Below are 17,289 nucleotides of genomic sequence, written 5' to 3'. Positions count from 1 at the left end.
GGTCAGCTCACCACTCCGGTCATGACGGCGACGGGGACGGACACGAAGCCCGCGAAGAGGACGAGGGCCAGGGCGTTGGCCAGGAACTTCAGCGTCCGCTCGCGCCGGGCGCGGCCCGCGCCGAGGGTCTGGGCGGCGCTCCAGAAGCCGTGGCGGACGTGCAGGCCGAGGGCGGCCATCGCCACGAGGTAGATCGTGTTGCCGTACCAGGTGGAGAAGGTGGCCAGGACGTTCTCGTACGGGTGACCGGCCCAGGCGCGCTCGTTGACGGTGAGGGTGGTCAGGTCGAGGAGGTGCCACACGATGAAGAGGGCGAGGATGACGCCGCCCCAGCGCATGGTGCGGGTGGCGTAGCTCGCCCGGCGGCGCCGGTGGGCGTACTTCACCGGGCGGGCCTTGATGTCGCGGCGGCTGAGCTGGTAGGCGCAGACGGCGTGGGCGACGACGGCGGCGACCAGCGCCACGCGGACGGTCCACAGGGCCCACTCGCGGTGCAGGAAGGGGGAGCCGAGGGTGCGCAGCCAGTGGGCGTAGCCGTTGAACTCCTCCGGCCCGAAGAAGATCTTGAGGTTGCCGAGCATGTGCACGACGAGGTAGCCGAGCATGATCAGGCCGGAGACGGCCATCACGGACTTCTTGCCGAGAGTGGAGTCCCAGACGGTGCGCGGGGTGGACGGCCGTCGGGCCGTCCGCGTTGCCAGAGCCATGCCCTAGACCGTAGGGACCAAAGTCCCGAAAGGTCCAAGACATGGAAGAGCTGATCTCGATAGCCGCTCCCTATCGTGGGCGCTAACCTGGGCGGATGCAGTTCCAGCAGCTCCTCTATTTCGTGGCCGTCGCCGAGACCCGGCACTTCACCCGCGCCGCCGAGCGCGAGCACGTGGCACAGCCCTCGCTGTCCCAGCAGATCAAGGCCCTGGAACGGGAACTGGGGGCCGAGCTCTTCAGCCGCGCCCGGGGGAACATCACGCTCACCGACGCGGGCGAGGCGCTGCTGCCGCTGGCCCGCCGGATCCTGGCCGACGCGGATACCGCGCGGCTGGAGGTGCAGGAGCTGGCGCAGTTGCGGCGCGGGCGGGTGCGGCTGGGGGCGACGCCGAGTGTGTGCACGGGGCTGCTGCCCGCCGTCCTGCGGGCCTTCCACACGGCGCATCCGGGGATCGAGCTGCTGATCGAGGAGAGCGGTTCGCTCGACCTCGTACGGGAACTCGCGCGCGGGGTCCTGGACCTGGCGCTGATCGCGCTGCCGCTGCCGCCCTCCGCGCCCGCCCTGACGACGGTGGAGCTGCTGACGGAGGACCTGGTGGTGGTCTCGTCGGCCGCCCTCCCGCCCCCGGCGGGCGGCCGGGAGCTGTCTCTCGCCGATCTGCGCGACGAGCCCATGGTGATGTTCCGGCACGGCTACGACCTGCGGGACCTGACGGTGACGGCCTGCCGGGCGGCGGGCTTCGAGCCGGTGTTCACGGTGGAGGGCGGCGAGATGGACGCGGTCCTGGGCTTCGTGCGGGCGGGGCTGGGCATCGCGGTGGTCCCGGCCATGGTCGTCGACCAGGCCGACCCGGGGCTGCGCGCCACCCGCCTCGCGGGCTCCCCGCTGCGCCGCACGATCGCCCTGGCCCACCGCACGGACGTGGCGCCCCCGCGCGCCGCCCGCGAACTCAAGCGCATGCTGGTCGGCTGAGCCCCCACGGCGGGCCGGACGGGGCGGGGTACTCGCCGGCGCGGGCGCCGGCGAGGGTGCCGGGGCCCCGACCCGGGCCTTCCTACACCGCCGCATGGGGCTCGGCCGCCGGTTCCGGGCGGGGCGGCAGGGCTCTGTCGAGGCCGTCCGCCAGGAGGGCGAAGGCGGCATCGGCGTCGGTGAGGGCCGCCGGGTAGGCCTCGTCGGCGCTCTGACCGGCGGCCATGCGGCGCCAGTTCTCCCGGCCCAGCTCCTGGCGGACCGACACCAGCTGGAGCGCCGCCAGGCGGGCGGTGAGCGGGAGGACCGACTCCGCCTCCAGGACGGCGGCGAGCAGCTCCACCTCGCGCGCCGTGTAGTGCGCCATCCGCGACTCCAGGCTGGGGGTGGTGTACAGCAGGCCCTGGAAGGCGAGCACGTCTGGATGGTCGCAGAGGCCGGTGATGGGATCGCGCTCCGCGAGGGCCGCCAGGAAGTGCTCGCGCACCGCCCGCACCGGCGTTCTGCCGGGCTCCCGGGCGCGCACGATGCGGGCCGCCTCGTCCTGGTGGTCGGCGAACCGGTCGAGCAGCAGGTCCTCCTTGCTCGGGAAGTACCGGAACAGGGTGGGCTTGGACACCTCCGCCGCCGCGGCCACATCGGCCACGGACACGGCGTCGAAGCCCCGTTCCAGGAAGAGTTCCAGCGCCGTGGCCGCCAGCTGGCGGCGCGTACGCAGTTTCTTGCTCTCGCGCAGACCCGTCGTCTTGTCCATGCTCACAAGGTACCCCATTTTCATTACCGAGTCAATTTCATTACCGGGTTGCTTTTTCTCACGCGAGGCGCTTGCCTTGAGTCAACGACGACGAGAGGACATCCGATGACCGACGTGGTGATCGTGGGCTCCGGCCCCACCGGCTTGACCCTGGCGTGCGACCTCGCCCTCCGGGGCGTCCGCGTCCGCCTCCTCGACGAACGGCCGGGCCCGCACCGCGAGTCGCGCGGCAAGGGCCTCACCCCGGACAGCCTGGATGTCTTCGGCCGGCTGGGCACCGCGGAGCGGCTCTTCGCCCTGGGCACCACGGACCTGGTCCTGCGCAAGTACTTCGACGGCGTCCACGTCGCCGATACACCGGCGGGCAGCGGGCTTCTCATCCCCCAGTGGCAGGTCGAGGAGGTACTGCGCGAGCGGCTCGCCGGCTTCGGCGTACGGACCGAGTACGGGGCCCGGGTCGTCGGCATCACGCAGGACACCGAGGGGATCACCGCCCGGCTGTCCGACGGCCGTTCGGTCCACGCTGGCTACCTCGCCGGGTGCGACGGCGGCCGCGGCGCCACCCGGGGGCTGCTCGGGATCCCCTTCGAAGGGGACTCCGAGGACGCGACGACGATGGTGCTCGGGGACGTGCGGGCCCCCGGCCTGAGCCGCGCGTACTGGCACCAGTGGTTCACCTCCGACGGCGGCGGCATCCTGCTCTGCCCGATGCCGGGGACGGACTCCTTCCAGCTCCAGGCCTCGCCCGAACTCGACGAGGACGGCCGGACCCTGCCCCCGACGCTGGAGGGCTTCCAGCGGCTCTTCGACCGGCACGCCCGGATGCCGGGAATACGGCTGACGGAGCCCACCTGGATATCGCAGTGGCGGGTCAACGTCCGGATGGCTCCCCGGATGCGCGCGGGCCGGGCCTTCCTCGCCGGGGACGCGGCGCATGTGCACCCGATAGCCGGCGGGCTGGGCATGAAGACCGGCATCCAGGACGCGGTGGCCCTCGGGCGGACCCTCGCGACAGCCCTGGCCGGTCCTGGCGGAGAGGAGGGGCTCGACGCCTACGAAGCCGAACGGCTGCCCGCGGCGTCGGACGTCCTGCGCGACACCACGGCCCGGCACCACCGCGTGCTGGCCGCCGTCCGCGAACCCGGCCGGGGCACCGAAGCCGGACTCGACTGACCGCGGGGCCGGGCTGGGTCAGCTGGGAGCCGGACAATCGGGCCGGGTCGGGTCGGGCCGGGCCGTGCGGCCGGGTCGGGACGGCCGGGTCAGGGGGTCGTGATCGCGTCCGAGAGGGAGAGGGTGTGGATGCGGTCGGGGGCGCCGGGGCGGGCGTAGTACCAGCCCTGGGCGGTGTCGCAGCCCAGGGCGCGCAGCTGGGCCGCCTGAACGCCGGTCTCCACCCCCTCGACCGTCACGGCGAGTTCGAGGCTGTGGGCCAGGGCGACGATGCCCTCCACGATCTTGACGTCGACGGGGTTGGCCGGCTGCTGCTGCATCCCCTGGGTGAAGGAGCGGTCCAGCTTGAGGACGCTGACGGGCAGGCGGCGCAGGTTGGCCAGGTTCGAGTAGCCGGTGCCGAAGTCGTCGAGCGCGATGTCGACGCCGAGGGCCGCGAGCCGGCGAAGGGGTTCCAGGAGTTCGTCGTCGGCCCCGATCAGCGCCGACTCGGTGACCTCCAGGCACAGCGCGCCCGGGGCCAGGCCCGAGCTCTCCAGGACCCGTACGGTGTCGGCGACCAGGCCCGGGTGGTGGAGCTGCGTCGGCGAGAGGTTGACGTTGACGCGCAGGGCCGAGCCGCCGTGCTCGCGCTGCCAGGCGCGGGCCTGGCGGACGGACTCCTCCAGGACCCAGCGGCCGAGCGGCACGATGAGCCCGGTGCGTTCCGCGAGCGGGATGAAGCGGTCCGGGCCGAGCACCCCGTGCTGCGGGTGCGACCAGCGCACCAGTGCCTCGGCGCCGTGCACGCTGCCGTCGTGCATGTGCACCAGCGGCTGGTACTCGATGAAGAACTCGCCGCGTTCCAGGGCCGCGGGCAGGGCGTTGGTCAGCCCGTGCCGGGTGATGGCGCGGGCGTCGGCCTCCGCGTCGGCGAACTCGAAGCGGTTGCCGCCGGCCGCCTTGGCCCGGTACATGGTGATGTCGGCGCTGCGCAGCACCTCCGCCGGGGTGCGTTCGCCCGACCGGCCCTCGACGATGCCGATGCTGCCGCGGACCGTCAGCTCCCGGCCCTCCAGCCGGATGGGGGTGGACAGGGCGGAGAGGATGCGGACCGCGAGGTCGGTCACCTTCTCCTCGCTGTCGGCGGCGGGGCCGGTGGTGAGGGCGACGAACTCGTCGCCGCCGAGGCGGGCGATCACCTCGCCCGGTCCGGTCGCGCAGCTCTGCAGGCGGTCGGCCACCTCGACCAGCAGCCGGTCCCCCGCCGAGTGGCCGAGGCTGTCGTTGACCGCCTTGAAGCCGTCGAGGTCCAGGTAGCACAGGCCGAAGCGGGAGCCGGGGGCCCCGGCCAGGGCCTTCTCCAGCCGCTCGAAGAACAGCGTCCGGTTGGGCAGGCCGGTCAGCGCGTCGTGGGTGGCCTCGTAGCGCAGGCGCAGGTTGAGCAGCCGGCGTTCGGTGGTGTCCTCCATGAGGGCCAGCTGGTACTGGGGGACGCCGTCGGCGTCCCGCAACAGGGAGACCGTCAGGTTCGTCCAGAGGACGGTGCCGTCGTGCCGGTAGTAGGGCTTCTCCACCCGGTAGTGCTCGCGCTCCCCACGCACGAGCTCCCCGTACATCCGCCAGACGTGCGGGGTGTCGTCGGGGTGGCCCCACTCGCTGACGTTGCGGCCCCGGACGTGTCCCTCCAGGCCGCCGAACATCTTCAGCAGGGCGTCGTTGACCTCCAGGACGTTGCCCGCCAGGTCGGCGATGCCGATCCCGACGGCGGCGCCCTCGAAGACGGCCCGGAAGCGTTCCTCGCTGGCGTGCAGGGCCTGCTGGGCGTCGATGCGGGCCGTCAGGGCGGAGCGGGCGATGGCCTCCTGCTCCTTCAGGGTCCGCTCGCGCAGGGCGCGCGCGAATCCGGCCGCGATGCCGTGCTGGAGCCGGGCACAGCGGGAGCGGTACTCCTCGGTGCTCTCGCTCCCGGCCCCGTCCGGACCGCAGTAGAGCACCAGGTACGACTCGACCACCCCGAGGGTGCCGGCGAGGGCCTCGGGGTCGGTGCAGTGCACGGCGACGAGTTCGGCGCCGACCCGCTGGGCGACGCCCGCGTCGAAGGGCCGGGCGTGCAGGGCCTCGGTCAGGGTCCGGGTGAGCGGGACGAGGTGCTGTTCGAACTCGGGGCGGGTCAGGGAGGTGGCCGTGACGGGGAAGATCGCCCGCCCCCAGATGGTCGCGAAGCGCGCGATCCGGTCCTCCAGACCGCTCCGCGGCTCGCGCAGCGGCGCCCGGCCCTGGTGCGGGCCGGGCGGTGCGGGATGCGCGGGCGGGCGCGGAGCCGGGGTCGCCGGGTCCTGCGGTGCCGTCGTGCGGTCGGCCGCCGGGGTGGCGGGCGGCGGGGTCGGAGCGGGCAGTCTCACGGCTTGCGTCCCACGCCGCCGTAGCCCGAGAAGGCGTACGGGTCTTCCGGCTCCTCCCCCTCGGCGAGGGGCCCGGTGCGGTCCGGCCGCCAGTCCGGCATGGACACCAGACCCGGCTCCAGCAGCTCGAACCCGTCGAAGAAGCCGGAGATCCGCTCGTGGCTGCGCATGACGAGCGGGTTGCGGATGTCCCGGTAGACGTCGACCATCCCGCCCGCGACCTCCTCGGTGAGCGGAATGCCCTCGTACGAGGCGTGGGTGAGGATCAGCATGCTGCCGGGCGCCAGCGCGTCGCGCAGCCGCGCCACGGCCTCGTACGGCTCGTCCGCGTCCTCCAGGAAGTGCAGCACGGCGACGAGCAGCAGGGCGACGGGCCGCTCCGGGTCCAGCAGCCGGACGACCTCGTCGGCGGTCAGGATGTCCTGGGGCTTGCGCAGGTCGGCGGCGACCACGCCGGTGCGGTCGTGGCCGGCGAGGACGGCCTGGCTGTGGGCAACGGCCACCGGGTCGTGGTCGACGTAGACCACGCGGGCCTCGGGACTCGCGGCGTGGGCGACCTCGTGCACGTTGCCGAAGGTGGGGATGCCGGAGCCGATGTCGAGGAACTGCGTGATGCCCTCGGCCACGGCGTGCCGGACGGCGCGGCGCATGAATGCCCGGTTGGCCTGCATGACCTTGGGAAGCCCCGGCATGAATTCCATGGCCCGGCGGGCGGCCTGGCGGTCGACCTCGAAATTGTGGGAGCCGCCCAGGTAGTAATCGTAGATACGGGACACGCTCGGCACCGATATGTCGATGCCTGGCGGGGCCCAGGCGGGGCGTTCCATCGGGGTCTCCAAGCCGTAGTCGTGCCGGTCCGTCCGGGGGGTGGGACGTGCCTCGGACTCCTGTCCGAGCCGAATGTACTGATCATTGCCCAACGGAGCGAGTAAAAGCGGAAATTGGCGGTCCGTTCTTGGTCACACACCAAAGGCACGTGCAGGTCCGGTCGACCTCGGCGAAGAAACCGACAAATACCTTTTGAGAATGGAACGGTGGGCGGCCGGACGCCTTCCGAAGCTGGCTCAAACCTCTACGGTCCGAACTACGCACGTTCAGGCGAATCGGCTCCGTGACCCCCGCGCGCGGGCGCGCGCGGCCCCATGCTCCCCCAGTGAACAGAGCCTGTGCCCGGCGCCTGCTGGCGGTCCCGGTCCTGCTGTGGGCGGCGCTGTCCGCCACGCCGGCCGTGGCCGATAGCTGCGCCTACGTGTCGATCGACGCCGGCGACGGCGGCGGCGCCCTTGAGGTGTCCGTGGCCGTCGGCGGCGGCGCGGGCGGAACCGGCGGGGGTGGCGGACATCACGGCGGACATCACGGCGGCCACGGCGGCCACGGGGGCGGCCACGGCGGCCACCACTGCCCGCCGCCGCCTCCCCCGCCCTGCCCGCCGGAGCCCACCCCGACGCCCACGCCCCCGCCGACCCCCACTCCCACGCCCACCCCGCCGAAGCCGGCCCCGACACCCACCCCCAAGCCCCCGCCGCCCCCACCACCCCCGCCGAAGCCGGCGCCGCCCAGGCCGCCCGCACCGGCCCCCGTACCGCCCCCGCCGCCCCGGGTGCCCACGCCACCGCCACCGCCACCGGAGCCCGCCCCGGCCCCCACACCCCCGGCGCCGCCCCCGTCCGCCCCGCCGAAGCACGTGGCCCGCCCCGCGTACCACTCCCCCACCGTCCGCAAGCCCGTCGAGCACCACATCTCGCCGGTCACCTTCACCCTCATGACCGCGGCCCCCGCCGTGCTCGCGATCGTCGCGCTGCGCCCGCGCTAGGCCTTCCCCCTCCGGACTACGCCCGGCCCCCGCGCCGGCGCCGCGGTCCGCCGATCCACCGAATGGGAGTCATCGTGTCGGAATGGCTCGTCCTGTCCCTCGCGATGGCCGCGGCCTGTGCCGTGGTCCTGGCCATCGTCTTCTTCAAGCACCGCAGGATCGGCGAGGACGACGATCCGAACGAGACCCCGGACGTCATCGAGTACATGACGATGATGATCGGGGTGATCTACGCGATCGTGCTCGGCCTGGCGATCGCGGGCGTCTGGGAGGGCCGCGGCGCCGCCCAGGAGTACGTGCGCCAGGAAGCCCAGGCGCTGCACGAGATCAGCGTCCGCTCCGAGGTCTACCCGCCCGACGTGCGCCAGCGGATCCGCGCCGACGTCGACGCGTACGTGACGTACGTGGTCGACACGGAATGGCGGGAAATGGCGGACAGCGGCAACCTCAACGACCACAGCGCGCAACTGCTGGAGCGGATCCGCCGCGACGTGACCGACTACGAACCGCGGACCGACCACGAGGGGCAGGCGTACCAGCCCCTGGTGGACCAGGTCGGAGCGGTGGACGACGCCCGCAACGCCCGCGGCCAGAGCGCCGGGGCCACCATGCCCGGCGTGGTGTGGTTCGGACTGATCACCGGGGCGCTGGTGACGGTCGGGCTGATCTTCGCCCTCCAGATCCGCCGCTCGTTCCGGGAGCTGCTGCTGGCGGGCCTGTTCAGCGCGCTGATCGCCTTCCTGCTGTTCCTCATCTGGGATTTCGACGCCCCCTTCGGCCGGGGCATCGCGGCCACCGCCGAGCCCTTCTTCGCCCAGTTCCCGCACCTGGGGCTGAAGGACTGACCCGGCGACGGGAGTTCCGGCCAAACCGGGGGCGGGCCGTCCGTCCCCGGTTCGGCCTACCGCTGTGCCCCATTCGCCCGTTCCTGATCGCGGGTCCCCGGCGCCGCGCCTAGCGTGGCGGACATCGAGGTGCACGACCCCTCACGTGCGCAAACGCTGCGCGACTGCTCCTCGGGGATCCGGAGAACCGACCATGGGTGCGATACGCAGCTCCGCCACAGCCCTGCTGAGCGCCGGTGCCACGTGCGCCGGACTCGCGCTCGGCCTGTCCGGCGCGTCCGCCGCCCGGGCGGCCGAGGGGGCGCCCGTCACCTCGTTCGGCTTCACCATCACCCCCTCGACGGTCGCACCCGGCGGTCAGGCGGTGCTCTCCGTCAGCGGCTGCGGTGCCGCGTACGCCACCGCCTCCTCCGGGATCTTCGACACCGTGCGCATCGCGCGCGGGGGGACCGCCCGGATCACGGTGGACCGGGACGCCCGGCGCGGAGCCCAGTACTCCGTCTCCTTCACCTGCAACGGCGAGACCGGTTCCACGAACCTCACCATCGCCGGCGGCGCCACGTCGAAGCCCACCACCAGCTCCACCGCGGGCCCCAGGACCCCGGTTCGTCCGTCGGCGCCCACATCCGTCCCGGCCCCCGCCACCACCCGCCCGACGCCCGCACCCGTCCGCTCGGTACCGGCCGGTATCGCGCCCGTCCGCCCCAGCCCCGTACGCCCCACACCCGTACGCACCGCCACGGCGCGCGGCGCGACGACCCCGGCGGCCCCCGCGGCCTCCCTCGGCGTACGCGGCGGCCTCGGCGGCAGCGTGACCGGCGCCGATCGGCTGGAACTCCGCGCGGGAACGGCCCTGTTCCTCGCCGCGTCGGCCGGTACGGCGTACGCGCTGCGCCGACGCGCGACGGCGGCCCGCCGCCACTGAGCCGCCGGCCCGGGGGCGGCGGGGTGGCGGCGGGACCCGTCAGCCGTCAGACCCGCGAGCCGACCGGGCGGCGGCGCCGGACCACGTGCGCGCCGGCGCCCAGCGCCGCGGCGCCGACGAGGCTCGCGCCGATGGCCGTCTCGGCGGTGGACGGGCCGAAGGAGCCGCCGATGCCGCCCTGTGCGCCGTTGCCCGCCAGGATCGTGAAGCGGTGCGTGGCGACGAGGTTGTTGTCGTGGCACTTGACGGAGAGGGTGTGGTGGCCCGGCGAGGCGTGGTTGAAGATCCGGACGGTCGCGAAGCCGATGGAGCCGGCCGACAGGTTGGTCTGTGGAAAGTTGCCGTGCGACCAGACCGTGCCGCCGCGGTTGCAGCCGGCGGCGCTGACCTGCATCGAGGCGCCCTGGTGCACCGAGTACGGGTTGACCGTGACGTTGCTGGGCCCGTTCCCGCCGCCCTGCGGGGGGTTCGCGGAGGCGAACGTGGCACTGAGCCCGATCGCGGCGCAGGCGGCCGCGGTCACGGTGAGAGCGCGGAAAACACGCATGGTGGAACCTCCAGCGGGAAGCGCCCCGGAGCGGTGGCCCGGGCAGATCGACGAGAACGCCTCCCATCACGAACCCTCGGTCCGGTCCGCAACCAGCGCATTTCCGCCTTTGGGCCGCCCGGTTGAGCGACACGCCGACACATGGTCCGATCATCTGACGGATCCGCAGGTCACGAGCCGTCAGGCGTTTATGTGACGATTACCTGGATGGGCGCACCCCTTACGGACGCACCACCCGTTCGCCCCTCCCCGATCGCCGTCCCGTCGACGCGGCCTTAGCGTGCGGGAAGAAGGGCGTACCGGGGTGGGACTGGAACGCGGGTCGGGACCCCCGCGTCGGGAAGGGAGAGCCATGCTCTTGGACGAGAGCGAGCTGCCGAAGAGGAGACGCTCCCCCTGGGGGGCGCTCGCCTTGGTCATGCTCAGCGGCCTCGCCATGATGAGGAACGGGGCGAACGTCGAGGACGGACCGCCGCAGCCGACGGCGGCGGCGGCGGTCGCCGTGCGCGCCGACCAGCTGCCGGCGCATCCGCCCACGCCGCCGCCGGGCATGGAGGTGCTGGATCACTCGTCGGTGCAGCGCATCCGGATTCCGGCCATCAGCGTGGACGCGCCGGTGATGACCGTCGGGCTGGACGCGCAGGGCTGGATCGACGCGCCGCCGCCCCAGGACCGCAACCTGGCCGGCTGGTACCTCAACGGCATCTCGCCGGGCCAGCAGGGGTCGGCGGTGATCGTGGGCCACGTGGACAACGCGCAGGGCCCGGCCGTCTTCTACGGGCTGGGCTCGCTCCGGCAGGGCAGCCGCATCGAGGTGGAGCGCTACGACGGCCGGACGGCCGTCTTCGAGGTGTACGGCGTCGAGGTGTTCGCCAAGGACGCCTTCCCCGGTGCCCGGGTGTACGGGGACACCGGGCACCCGGAACTGAGGGTGATCACCTGCGGGGGCGGTTACTCGAAGGCGAAGGGCTACGACGGGAACGTCGTCGTGTTCGCCCGCATGGTGGAGGCCCGCTGAGGACGCTGCTCCTCGGCGGGCCCCGGCCCACCCTGCCGCCCCGCCGCCGTCAGCGGGGCGGCAGGGTGGGCAGCGTCATCCGGTAGCCGCGCGCCAGCAGCTGGGGCAGGTACGTCGCGACCGCCTGGACGCTCTGCGACCGGTTGCCGCCGGCGTCGTGGTTCAGCACGATCGCCCCGGGAGCGGCCCCCTCCAGGGCCCGGGAGACGATGGTGGTGGTGCCGGGTTCCGTCCAGTCCAGGGTGTCCACGGTCCAGGCCATCGGCTCCATGCCGAGGTCGGCGCCGATCTCGAAGGCCGCCCGGTTCCAGGCCCCGTAGGGCGCCCGGAACCACACCGGGGCCTCCCCCACGCACTGCTGGACGACGTCGCTCGTGCGCCCGATCTCCGCTTCGAGGGCCTCCCGGCCGAGCGAGGGGATCAGCGGGTGCGTCCAGGTGTGGTTGCCGATGACGTGGCCTTCGGAGACCATCCGGCGCAGCAGGTCGCGGTTGTCGGTGGCCATCTCTCCGCAGACGAAGAACATCGCGCGGACCCCGTACCGGGCGAGGGTGTCCAGGATCGCGGGGGTGTAGCGGGGGTCGGGTCCGTCGTCGAAGGTGAGGACCATCGCCTGGCCGGTGCGGGCGCCGGCGGGCAGTTCCAGGATGGGCCGGGTACGGACGGCGGGCTTGGCGGCGGGCGGCCGGGCGGGGGACTCGGCGGTCATCGGCCGCAGCCGGTAGGACTTCTCGGGCAGGCCCGCGGCGCTCAGTCCGGGCGGTCCGGCGGCGTTCGCGGCGCCGGGGCCCGCGGCCGGGGCGGCCCCGCCGGGGCCGGGGCTGCCGGGGCTGCCCGGCGCCGGTGTGCCGGCTTCGCCTCCGCTGAGCATGCCGGAAGCGGCGGCGATTCCGAGGAAGACGGCGGTACGCAGGAGCACGCGTCGCCCTACTGTCAGCTCGTCATTTGTCATTCTTACTACGTATCAACGACTGTGCCGAAGTGGCCGGGGGGCGCGGACGCGCCCCGTCCCCCTCACCCGCTCGGACCAGCCGGGGGCGCGGTCAGCTCCGGCGCACCAGGGGGAACGGCAGCGTCTCGCGGATGGTGAGGCCGGTGAGGAACATGACCAGCCGGTCGACGCCGATGCCGAGGCCGCCGGTGGGCGGCATCGCGTACTCCAGGGCGTCGAGGAAGTCGTTGTCGAGTTCCATCGCCTCCGGGTCGCCGCCCGCCGCCAGCAGCGACTGGGCGGTCAGGCGCCGCCGCTGCTCGACGGGGTCGGTCAGCTCCGAGTAGGCGGTGCCCAGTTCGGTGCCGAAGGCCACCAGGTCCCAGCGCTCCGCCAGCCGGGGGTCCTTGCGGTGCTGGCGGGTGAGCGGGGAGACGTCGGTGGGGAAGTCCTTGTAGAAGGTGGGGAGTTTCGTACGTTCCTCCACCAGCCGCTCGTACATCTCCAGGACCACGTCGCCCCGGGTGTCCTCCGGCGCGTGCGGGACCCCGGCCGCGTCGCAGAGCCGGCGCAGGACCGGCTCCTCGGTGTCGGCGTCGACCTCCTCGCCGAGGGCCTCGCTGATCGCCCCGTACATCGTCTTGACCGGCCAGCTGCCGGAGATGTCGTGGACGACGAGCTTGCCGTCGGGGCCCGCCTTGTGCGCGATCGGGGAGCCGAAGGCGGCGGTGGCGGCGCCCTGGATGAGTTCGCGCGTCAGGTCGAGCATGACGTCGTAGTCGGCGAAGGCCTGGTAGGCCTCCAGCATCGTGAACTCGGGGTTGTGCTTGTAGGAGACGCCCTCGTTGCGGAAGGTGCGGCCCATCTCGAAGACCTTCTCCATGCCGCCGACGCACAGCCGCTTGAGGTAGAGCTCGGGTGCGATGCGCAGGTAGAGGTCCAGGTCGTAGGCGTTGATGTGGGTGCGGAAGGGGCGGGCGTTGGCCCCGCCGTGGATCTGCTGGAGCATCGGGGTCTCGACCTCCAGGTAGCCGCGGTCGAGGAGGCCCTGGCGCAGTGCCTGCACCGCGCTGGAGCGGGCGCGTACGACGTCCCGCGCGCCGGGGCTGACGACGAGGTCGAGGTAGCGCCGGCGGACCTTGGCCTCGGGATCGGCCAGGCCCTTGCGCTTGTCGGGCAGGGGGCGCAGGCACTTGCCGGTGAGCTGCCAGGAGGCGACGACCACCGACAGCTCGCCGCGGCGGCTGGTTCCGACCTCCCCGCTCGCCACGACGTGGTCGCCGAAGTCGGCCTGGGAGGTGAAGGCGTCCAGGACGTCGGGGCCGCTCTCGTCGCGGGTGAACATCAGCTGCGTGTCGCCGGTCCAGTCGCGCAGTACGGCGAAGACGACGCCGCCGAGGTCGCGGACGACCATGACCCGTCCGGCGAGGGTGACCTCTTCGCCGGTGCGGGCGCCGGGCGGGTAGCCGGGATGGGCGGCCCTCAGCTGGGCGACGGTATGGGTGCGCTGCCGGATCCCGACCGGGTAGGGGTCGGTGCCCGAGGCGCGGATGCGGTCCAGTTTGGCGTGCCGCACGCGCACCTGGTCGGGCAGGCGCTCCTGCCGCGCCCGCGTCCCGTCCTCCCCCACGAGGTCCAGAACGAGGGAGTCCAGGGAGGGCAGCTCGGCGGTGTTGGCGGGGGCGGTGAGGCCCTTGGGGTGGCCCCGGCCCCAGAGGGTGCGCATGCTCGGTACGGAGACGAAGCCCTCGGCGATGCCGGAGGCGAGGCTGACGCGGGCGAGCGAGCCGGCGTCCTGGTAGCAGAGGAAGCGGGGGTACCACTCGGGCCCGTACTTCACGTTGGAGCGGTACAGGGCCTCCAGCTGCCACCAGCGGGAGAAGAAGAGCAGCAGCCGGCGCCACAGCTTCAGGACGGGGCCGGCGCCGATCCGGCCGCCCTCCTCGAAGGCGGAGCGGAACACGGCGAAGTTGAGCGAGATCCGGCGCACGCCGAGACCGGGGGCGGCGGCGCACAGCTCCGCGACCATGAACTCCATGACGCCGTTGGGGGCGGAGCGGTCACGGCGCATCAGGTCGAGGGAGATGCCGTCGCGGCCCCAGGGGACGAAGGAGAGCAGGGCGATCAGCTCGCCGGCGGCGTCGTAGGCCTCCACGAGCAGGCAGTCTCCGTCGGCGGCGTCGCCGAGCCGGTCGAGGGCCATGGAGAAGCCGCGTTCGGTCTCGGTGTCGCGCCAGCGGTCGGCCCGGTCCACGATGATCCGCATCTCGTCCTCGGAGAGGGCGCAGTGGCGGCGGATGCGGGTGGTGGCCCCGGTGCGCCGGACCCGGTTGACGGCCTGGCGGGTGACGCGCATGTCGCGGCCGTCGAGGTCGAAGCGGGCGACGTGCAGGATGGCCTCGTCGCCGAGCTGGAGGGCGCTGAGCCCGGAGCGGGCGTACGCGGTCGCCCCGTCCTCGGAGGCGCCCATCACGGCCGGCTGCCAGCCGTAGCGGCGGGCCACGGCCAGCCAGGCGTCGATGGCGGGGGTCCAGGCGGCGGGGTCGCCGACGGGGTCGCCGCTGGCGAGGCAGACCCCGGCCTCGACCCGGTAGGTGACGGCGGCCTTGCCGTTCGGGGCGAAGACGACGGCCTTGTCGCGCCGGGTGGCGAAGTAGCCGAGGGAGTCGGCCCGCCCGTAGGCGCCGAGCAGGGCGCGGATGCGGGGTTCCTCGTCGCCGTGCAGGGCGGCGGTGAGCCGCTGCGAGCGGAAGAGCGTGGCGGCGGCGTTCAGCAGGGCGAGGGCGCCGAAGAGGCCGAGGAGGAAGTAGATCGGTCGGGGCGGGCGGCCGTCGAACTGGCGGGCGGAGAAGAGGCCGCCGAAGACCTGTTTGGCGGCCCAGTCCAGCCACTGGCCCTTGGGCAGGGTGCCGGGGAAGAGGGCCACCAGGCCCCAGCCGAGGAGGACGGCGGCGAGCAGTCCGAGGCCGAGCACGAGCATCGCCCGCCAGACGGCTCCGGGGCGGGAGGCGGCGTAGAACTCGCTGCGGGCGGCGATCAGGACGGCGAGGGCGGCGACGGCGATGGCCATGGAGGGGCCGCCGACCCAGAGGTCCCCGTCCGCGATGATCAGTACGTCGACCAGGAGCAGCAGGGCCAGGTAGGTGACGACGATCCACCAGGCGATCTTCTTGCGCGCGCCGAGCGCGGCGGCGAGCAGGAAGAGGAAGACGGCGTACGCGAGGTTGGCGCTGACCGGCACCACGAACGCGTCGAGGACTTCCACCGCGGGCCGCAGCAGCCTGCGCAGGACCGGGGAGAGCGAGAGCAGCGCGCAGAGCAGGCCGAGTGCCCCGAAGAACGCCCCGAAGGCGTCCGGGACCCGTTTCAGGAAGCGGTTTCGGGTTCCCCGGGTCTCCTCCAGCGTGGCACTCATGCTTGGCACTGTAGGGAGGGCGGCGCGGGTCCGCGCGGCGAACCGCCTAACCTCGGGAGGGTGACAGAGCATGTGAACACGGAGTTCGAACGCGGTACCGACGGCCCGAAGGTCATCCTCGCCGGAGTCGACGGGTCCGATTCCTCCCTCCGGGCGGCCGCCTACGCGGCGGGGCTGGCCCGGCGGCAGAACGCGCTGCTGGCGCTGGTCTACGTCCAGCCGGTGATGGCGGCCGGGGCCTCGCTGGGGGTGCCGGTCGGGGACGCCACCGGGGAGATCGCGGAGGGGATCGTGGCGGAGATCCGGGCCTCCGCGGAGCGCCTCAAGGGCATCTTCGAGGTGCGCTGGCAGTTCCACACCTTCCGCGGGGACCCGTACGCGGGGCTGGTGACGGCGGCGGAGGAGCTGACGGCGGACGCGGTGGTGGTCGGCGCCTCCGAGCAGGCCGGGCACCGCATCATCGGCTCGGTGGCGGTCCGCCTGGTCAAGGCGGGCCGATGGCCGGTCACCGTCGTGCCGTAGAGCCTGTCGCCAAATTGACGCCTGGCCCTAGCGGTCGGCCCCGCGGCACGGCCTGTGCGGCGCGGCCCTATTGCGCGGCCTTGAGCCCGTCCTTGGCCGCGCCGCGGCTGAGGACGGCATCCGTGATGGCCTCCCGCGCGGTCTCGTAGCCCTCGTGGTCCGGGTCCTTGGCGAGGGCGGCCGGGAGGTTGACGATCCTGCCGGTGGTGAGGTCCATCATCTGGGGGATGAACTCCGCCTTCGTCACCCGCCAGCGCTGTCCGGGGGCGGCGGGCGGAGCGAAGGTGAAGCGGCCGATGGAGCCGTAGTTGCCGCGCATGTCCCGGGCTCCGGAGTAGTTGAACATCTCCCCCGCCACCTGGTCGCCCATCCCGTAGACGACCCAGGTCCCGTTGACCTTCTCGTACGCCTGCGGAATGTGCGCGTGCGTGCCGAGGATCATGTCCACGTCGGGCCGGCCGTCGCTCTGCGAGGCGGTCAGCGCCCGGCCGAGCGAGAGCTGGGTCTCGTCCGGTTCCGTCTCCCACTCCGTGCCCCAGTGCAGGCTGACCAGCACGACGTCCGCCCCCGCCCTCCGGGCGGCCCGCGCGTCGGCGATGATCTGGTCCTGGCGCATCAGGTTGACCGCCCACGGCTGGCCGTCGGGGAGCGGGTAGCCATTGGTGTCGTAGGTGTACGCGAGGTGCGCGACCTTCGCGGAGCCCGCCGTGTAGAGGGTGGGTTTCGCCGCCTCCGCCTCGGTCCGGGCGGAGCCCGCGTGGCCGAGGCCCACCTTGTCGAAGCGGTCCAGGGTCCGTTTCAGGCCCTCGCTCCCGTCGTCCAGGGTGTGGTTGGAGGCGGTGGAGCAGCCGTCGTAGCCGGCGTCCTTGAGCGCGTCGGCGACCGAGGGCGGGGAGACGAAGGCGGGGTAGCCGCTGAACGGTCCCGCGTCCTCGCCGTAGATGGTCTCCATGTGGCACAGGGCGAGGTCGGCCGCCGAGACCACGGGCTTGACGGCGGAGAACATGGGCCGGAAGTCGTGGCCGTCGCCGTCCGCGTCGTCCGCCGCGCGCTTGATGATCGAGGTGTGCGGCAGTACGTCGCCGCTCGCGACCAGGGTGAAACCGCGGGCGCCGGTGGGGGTGGCGGCGCCCTTGGGGCCCGCGGGGGCCCCGGCGGAGCCGAGATGGGCGGGAGCGGACTGCTGCCCGGGGGCGGAACAGGCCGCGGCCGCCAGGGGCAGGAGGAGGGCCGACAGCAGCGCGAGAGCCTGCCGGGTGCGCTTGGTCATCTGTCCCGCCT

The 17,289-nt window shown here is 73.3% G+C and carries 15 protein-coding genes; 7 read left to right on the top strand and 8 right to left on the bottom strand.

The annotated features are described in order from the left end of the window. Positions 1-2: 2 nt before the first annotated feature. On the bottom strand, positions 3-707 hold the full coding sequence (locus tag ACZ6ZT_RS00655; RefSeq protein WP_469714180.1) for a succinate dehydrogenase: 705 nt from the start codon (positions 705-707) through the stop codon (positions 3-5). Between the two features lie 95 nt (positions 708-802). On the opposite strand from ACZ6ZT_RS00655, the gene ACZ6ZT_RS00650 reads away from it, so the two are divergent. Further along, positions 803-1,681, top strand: a complete 879-nt coding sequence (locus ACZ6ZT_RS00650; protein ID WP_469714179.1) for a LysR family transcriptional regulator — start codon at positions 803-805, stop codon at positions 1,679-1,681. A gap of 82 nt (positions 1,682-1,763) precedes the next feature. Here the strand turns inward: ACZ6ZT_RS00650 and ACZ6ZT_RS00645 are convergent, their stop codons facing one another. Beyond that, the gene (locus ACZ6ZT_RS00645) at positions 1,764-2,435 is read right to left on the bottom strand and encodes a TetR/AcrR family transcriptional regulator (RefSeq protein WP_469714177.1); all 672 of its coding nucleotides are present in this window, start codon (positions 2,433-2,435) and stop codon (positions 1,764-1,766) included. Positions 2,436-2,540: 105 nt separating this feature from the next. Between ACZ6ZT_RS00645 and ACZ6ZT_RS00640 the strand changes: the two genes are divergently transcribed. Next, entirely contained in the window at positions 2,541-3,608 is a 1,068-nt protein-coding gene (locus tag ACZ6ZT_RS00640; protein WP_469714173.1) for an FAD-dependent monooxygenase, read from the top strand. Between the two features lie 89 nt (positions 3,609-3,697). On the opposite strand, the gene ACZ6ZT_RS00635 is transcribed toward ACZ6ZT_RS00640, so the two are convergent. Beyond that, complete coding sequence (locus tag ACZ6ZT_RS00635) at positions 3,698-5,854, bottom strand: putative bifunctional diguanylate cyclase/phosphodiesterase (protein WP_469714987.1); 2,157 nt, start codon at positions 5,852-5,854, stop codon at positions 3,698-3,700. Positions 5,855-5,988: 134 nt separating this feature from the next. After that, positions 5,989-6,819 carry an SAM-dependent methyltransferase gene (locus ACZ6ZT_RS00630; RefSeq protein ID WP_469714170.1) on the bottom strand — a complete coding sequence of 277 codons (831 nt, stop codon included), beginning with the start codon at positions 6,817-6,819 and terminating at the stop codon, positions 5,989-5,991. Between the two features lie 326 nt (positions 6,820-7,145). Between ACZ6ZT_RS00630 and ACZ6ZT_RS00625 the strand changes: the two genes are divergently transcribed. The 3 genes from ACZ6ZT_RS00625 (at position 7,146) to ACZ6ZT_RS00615 (ending at position 9,575) form a co-directional block, all read left to right on the top strand. Beyond that, a complete protein-coding gene (locus ACZ6ZT_RS00625) occupies positions 7,146-7,805 on the top strand; it encodes a hypothetical protein (protein WP_469714167.1) in 660 nt (219 codons plus the stop codon). Positions 7,806-7,879: 74 nt separating this feature from the next. Then, on the top strand, positions 7,880-8,650 hold the full coding sequence (locus ACZ6ZT_RS00620; RefSeq protein ID WP_469714165.1) for a bestrophin-like domain: 771 nt from the start codon (positions 7,880-7,882) through the stop codon (positions 8,648-8,650). 193 nt (positions 8,651-8,843) lie between these two features. Beyond that, positions 8,844-9,575: a hypothetical protein gene (locus ACZ6ZT_RS00615; RefSeq protein ID WP_469714163.1), complete on the top strand. Its 732-nt coding sequence runs from the start codon at positions 8,844-8,846 to the stop codon at positions 9,573-9,575. Between the two features lie 46 nt (positions 9,576-9,621). On the opposite strand, the gene ACZ6ZT_RS00610 is transcribed toward ACZ6ZT_RS00615, so the two are convergent. Further along, positions 9,622-10,122: a hypothetical protein gene (locus tag ACZ6ZT_RS00610; protein ID WP_469714161.1), complete on the bottom strand. Its 501-nt coding sequence runs from the start codon at positions 10,120-10,122 to the stop codon at positions 9,622-9,624. 352 nt (positions 10,123-10,474) lie between these two features. Between ACZ6ZT_RS00610 and ACZ6ZT_RS00605 the strand changes: the two genes are divergently transcribed. Next, the gene (locus ACZ6ZT_RS00605) at positions 10,475-11,140 is read left to right on the top strand and encodes a class F sortase (protein WP_469714159.1); all 666 of its coding nucleotides are present in this window, start codon (positions 10,475-10,477) and stop codon (positions 11,138-11,140) included. A gap of 49 nt (positions 11,141-11,189) precedes the next feature. Here ACZ6ZT_RS00605 and ACZ6ZT_RS00600 read toward each other — a convergent pair whose 3' ends face one another. Further along, a complete protein-coding gene (locus ACZ6ZT_RS00600) occupies positions 11,190-12,092 on the bottom strand; it encodes a polysaccharide deacetylase family protein (protein WP_469714157.1) in 903 nt (300 codons plus the stop codon). A gap of 91 nt (positions 12,093-12,183) precedes the next feature. Continuing rightward, positions 12,184-15,486 (bottom strand): bifunctional lysylphosphatidylglycerol synthetase/lysine--tRNA ligase LysX, encoded by a 3,303-nt coding sequence (gene lysX, locus ACZ6ZT_RS00595; RefSeq protein WP_469714155.1) that lies wholly within the window; start codon positions 15,484-15,486, stop codon positions 12,184-12,186. 60 nt (positions 15,487-15,546) lie between these two features. Between lysX and ACZ6ZT_RS00590 the strand changes: the two genes are divergently transcribed. Continuing rightward, on the top strand, positions 15,547-16,008 hold the full coding sequence (locus ACZ6ZT_RS00590; RefSeq protein WP_469714153.1) for a universal stress protein: 462 nt from the start codon (positions 15,547-15,549) through the stop codon (positions 16,006-16,008). Between the two features lie 67 nt (positions 16,009-16,075). Here the strand turns inward: ACZ6ZT_RS00590 and ACZ6ZT_RS00585 are convergent, their stop codons facing one another. Then, on the bottom strand, positions 16,076-17,278 hold the full coding sequence (locus ACZ6ZT_RS00585) for a CapA family protein (protein ID WP_469714985.1): 1,203 nt from the start codon (positions 17,276-17,278) through the stop codon (positions 16,076-16,078). Positions 17,279-17,289 lie beyond the last annotated feature (11 nt).

This window comes from Streptomyces sp. NPDC102258, from assembly GCF_055584685.1.
This window is presented reverse-complemented; position numbering and strand designations above follow the sequence as displayed.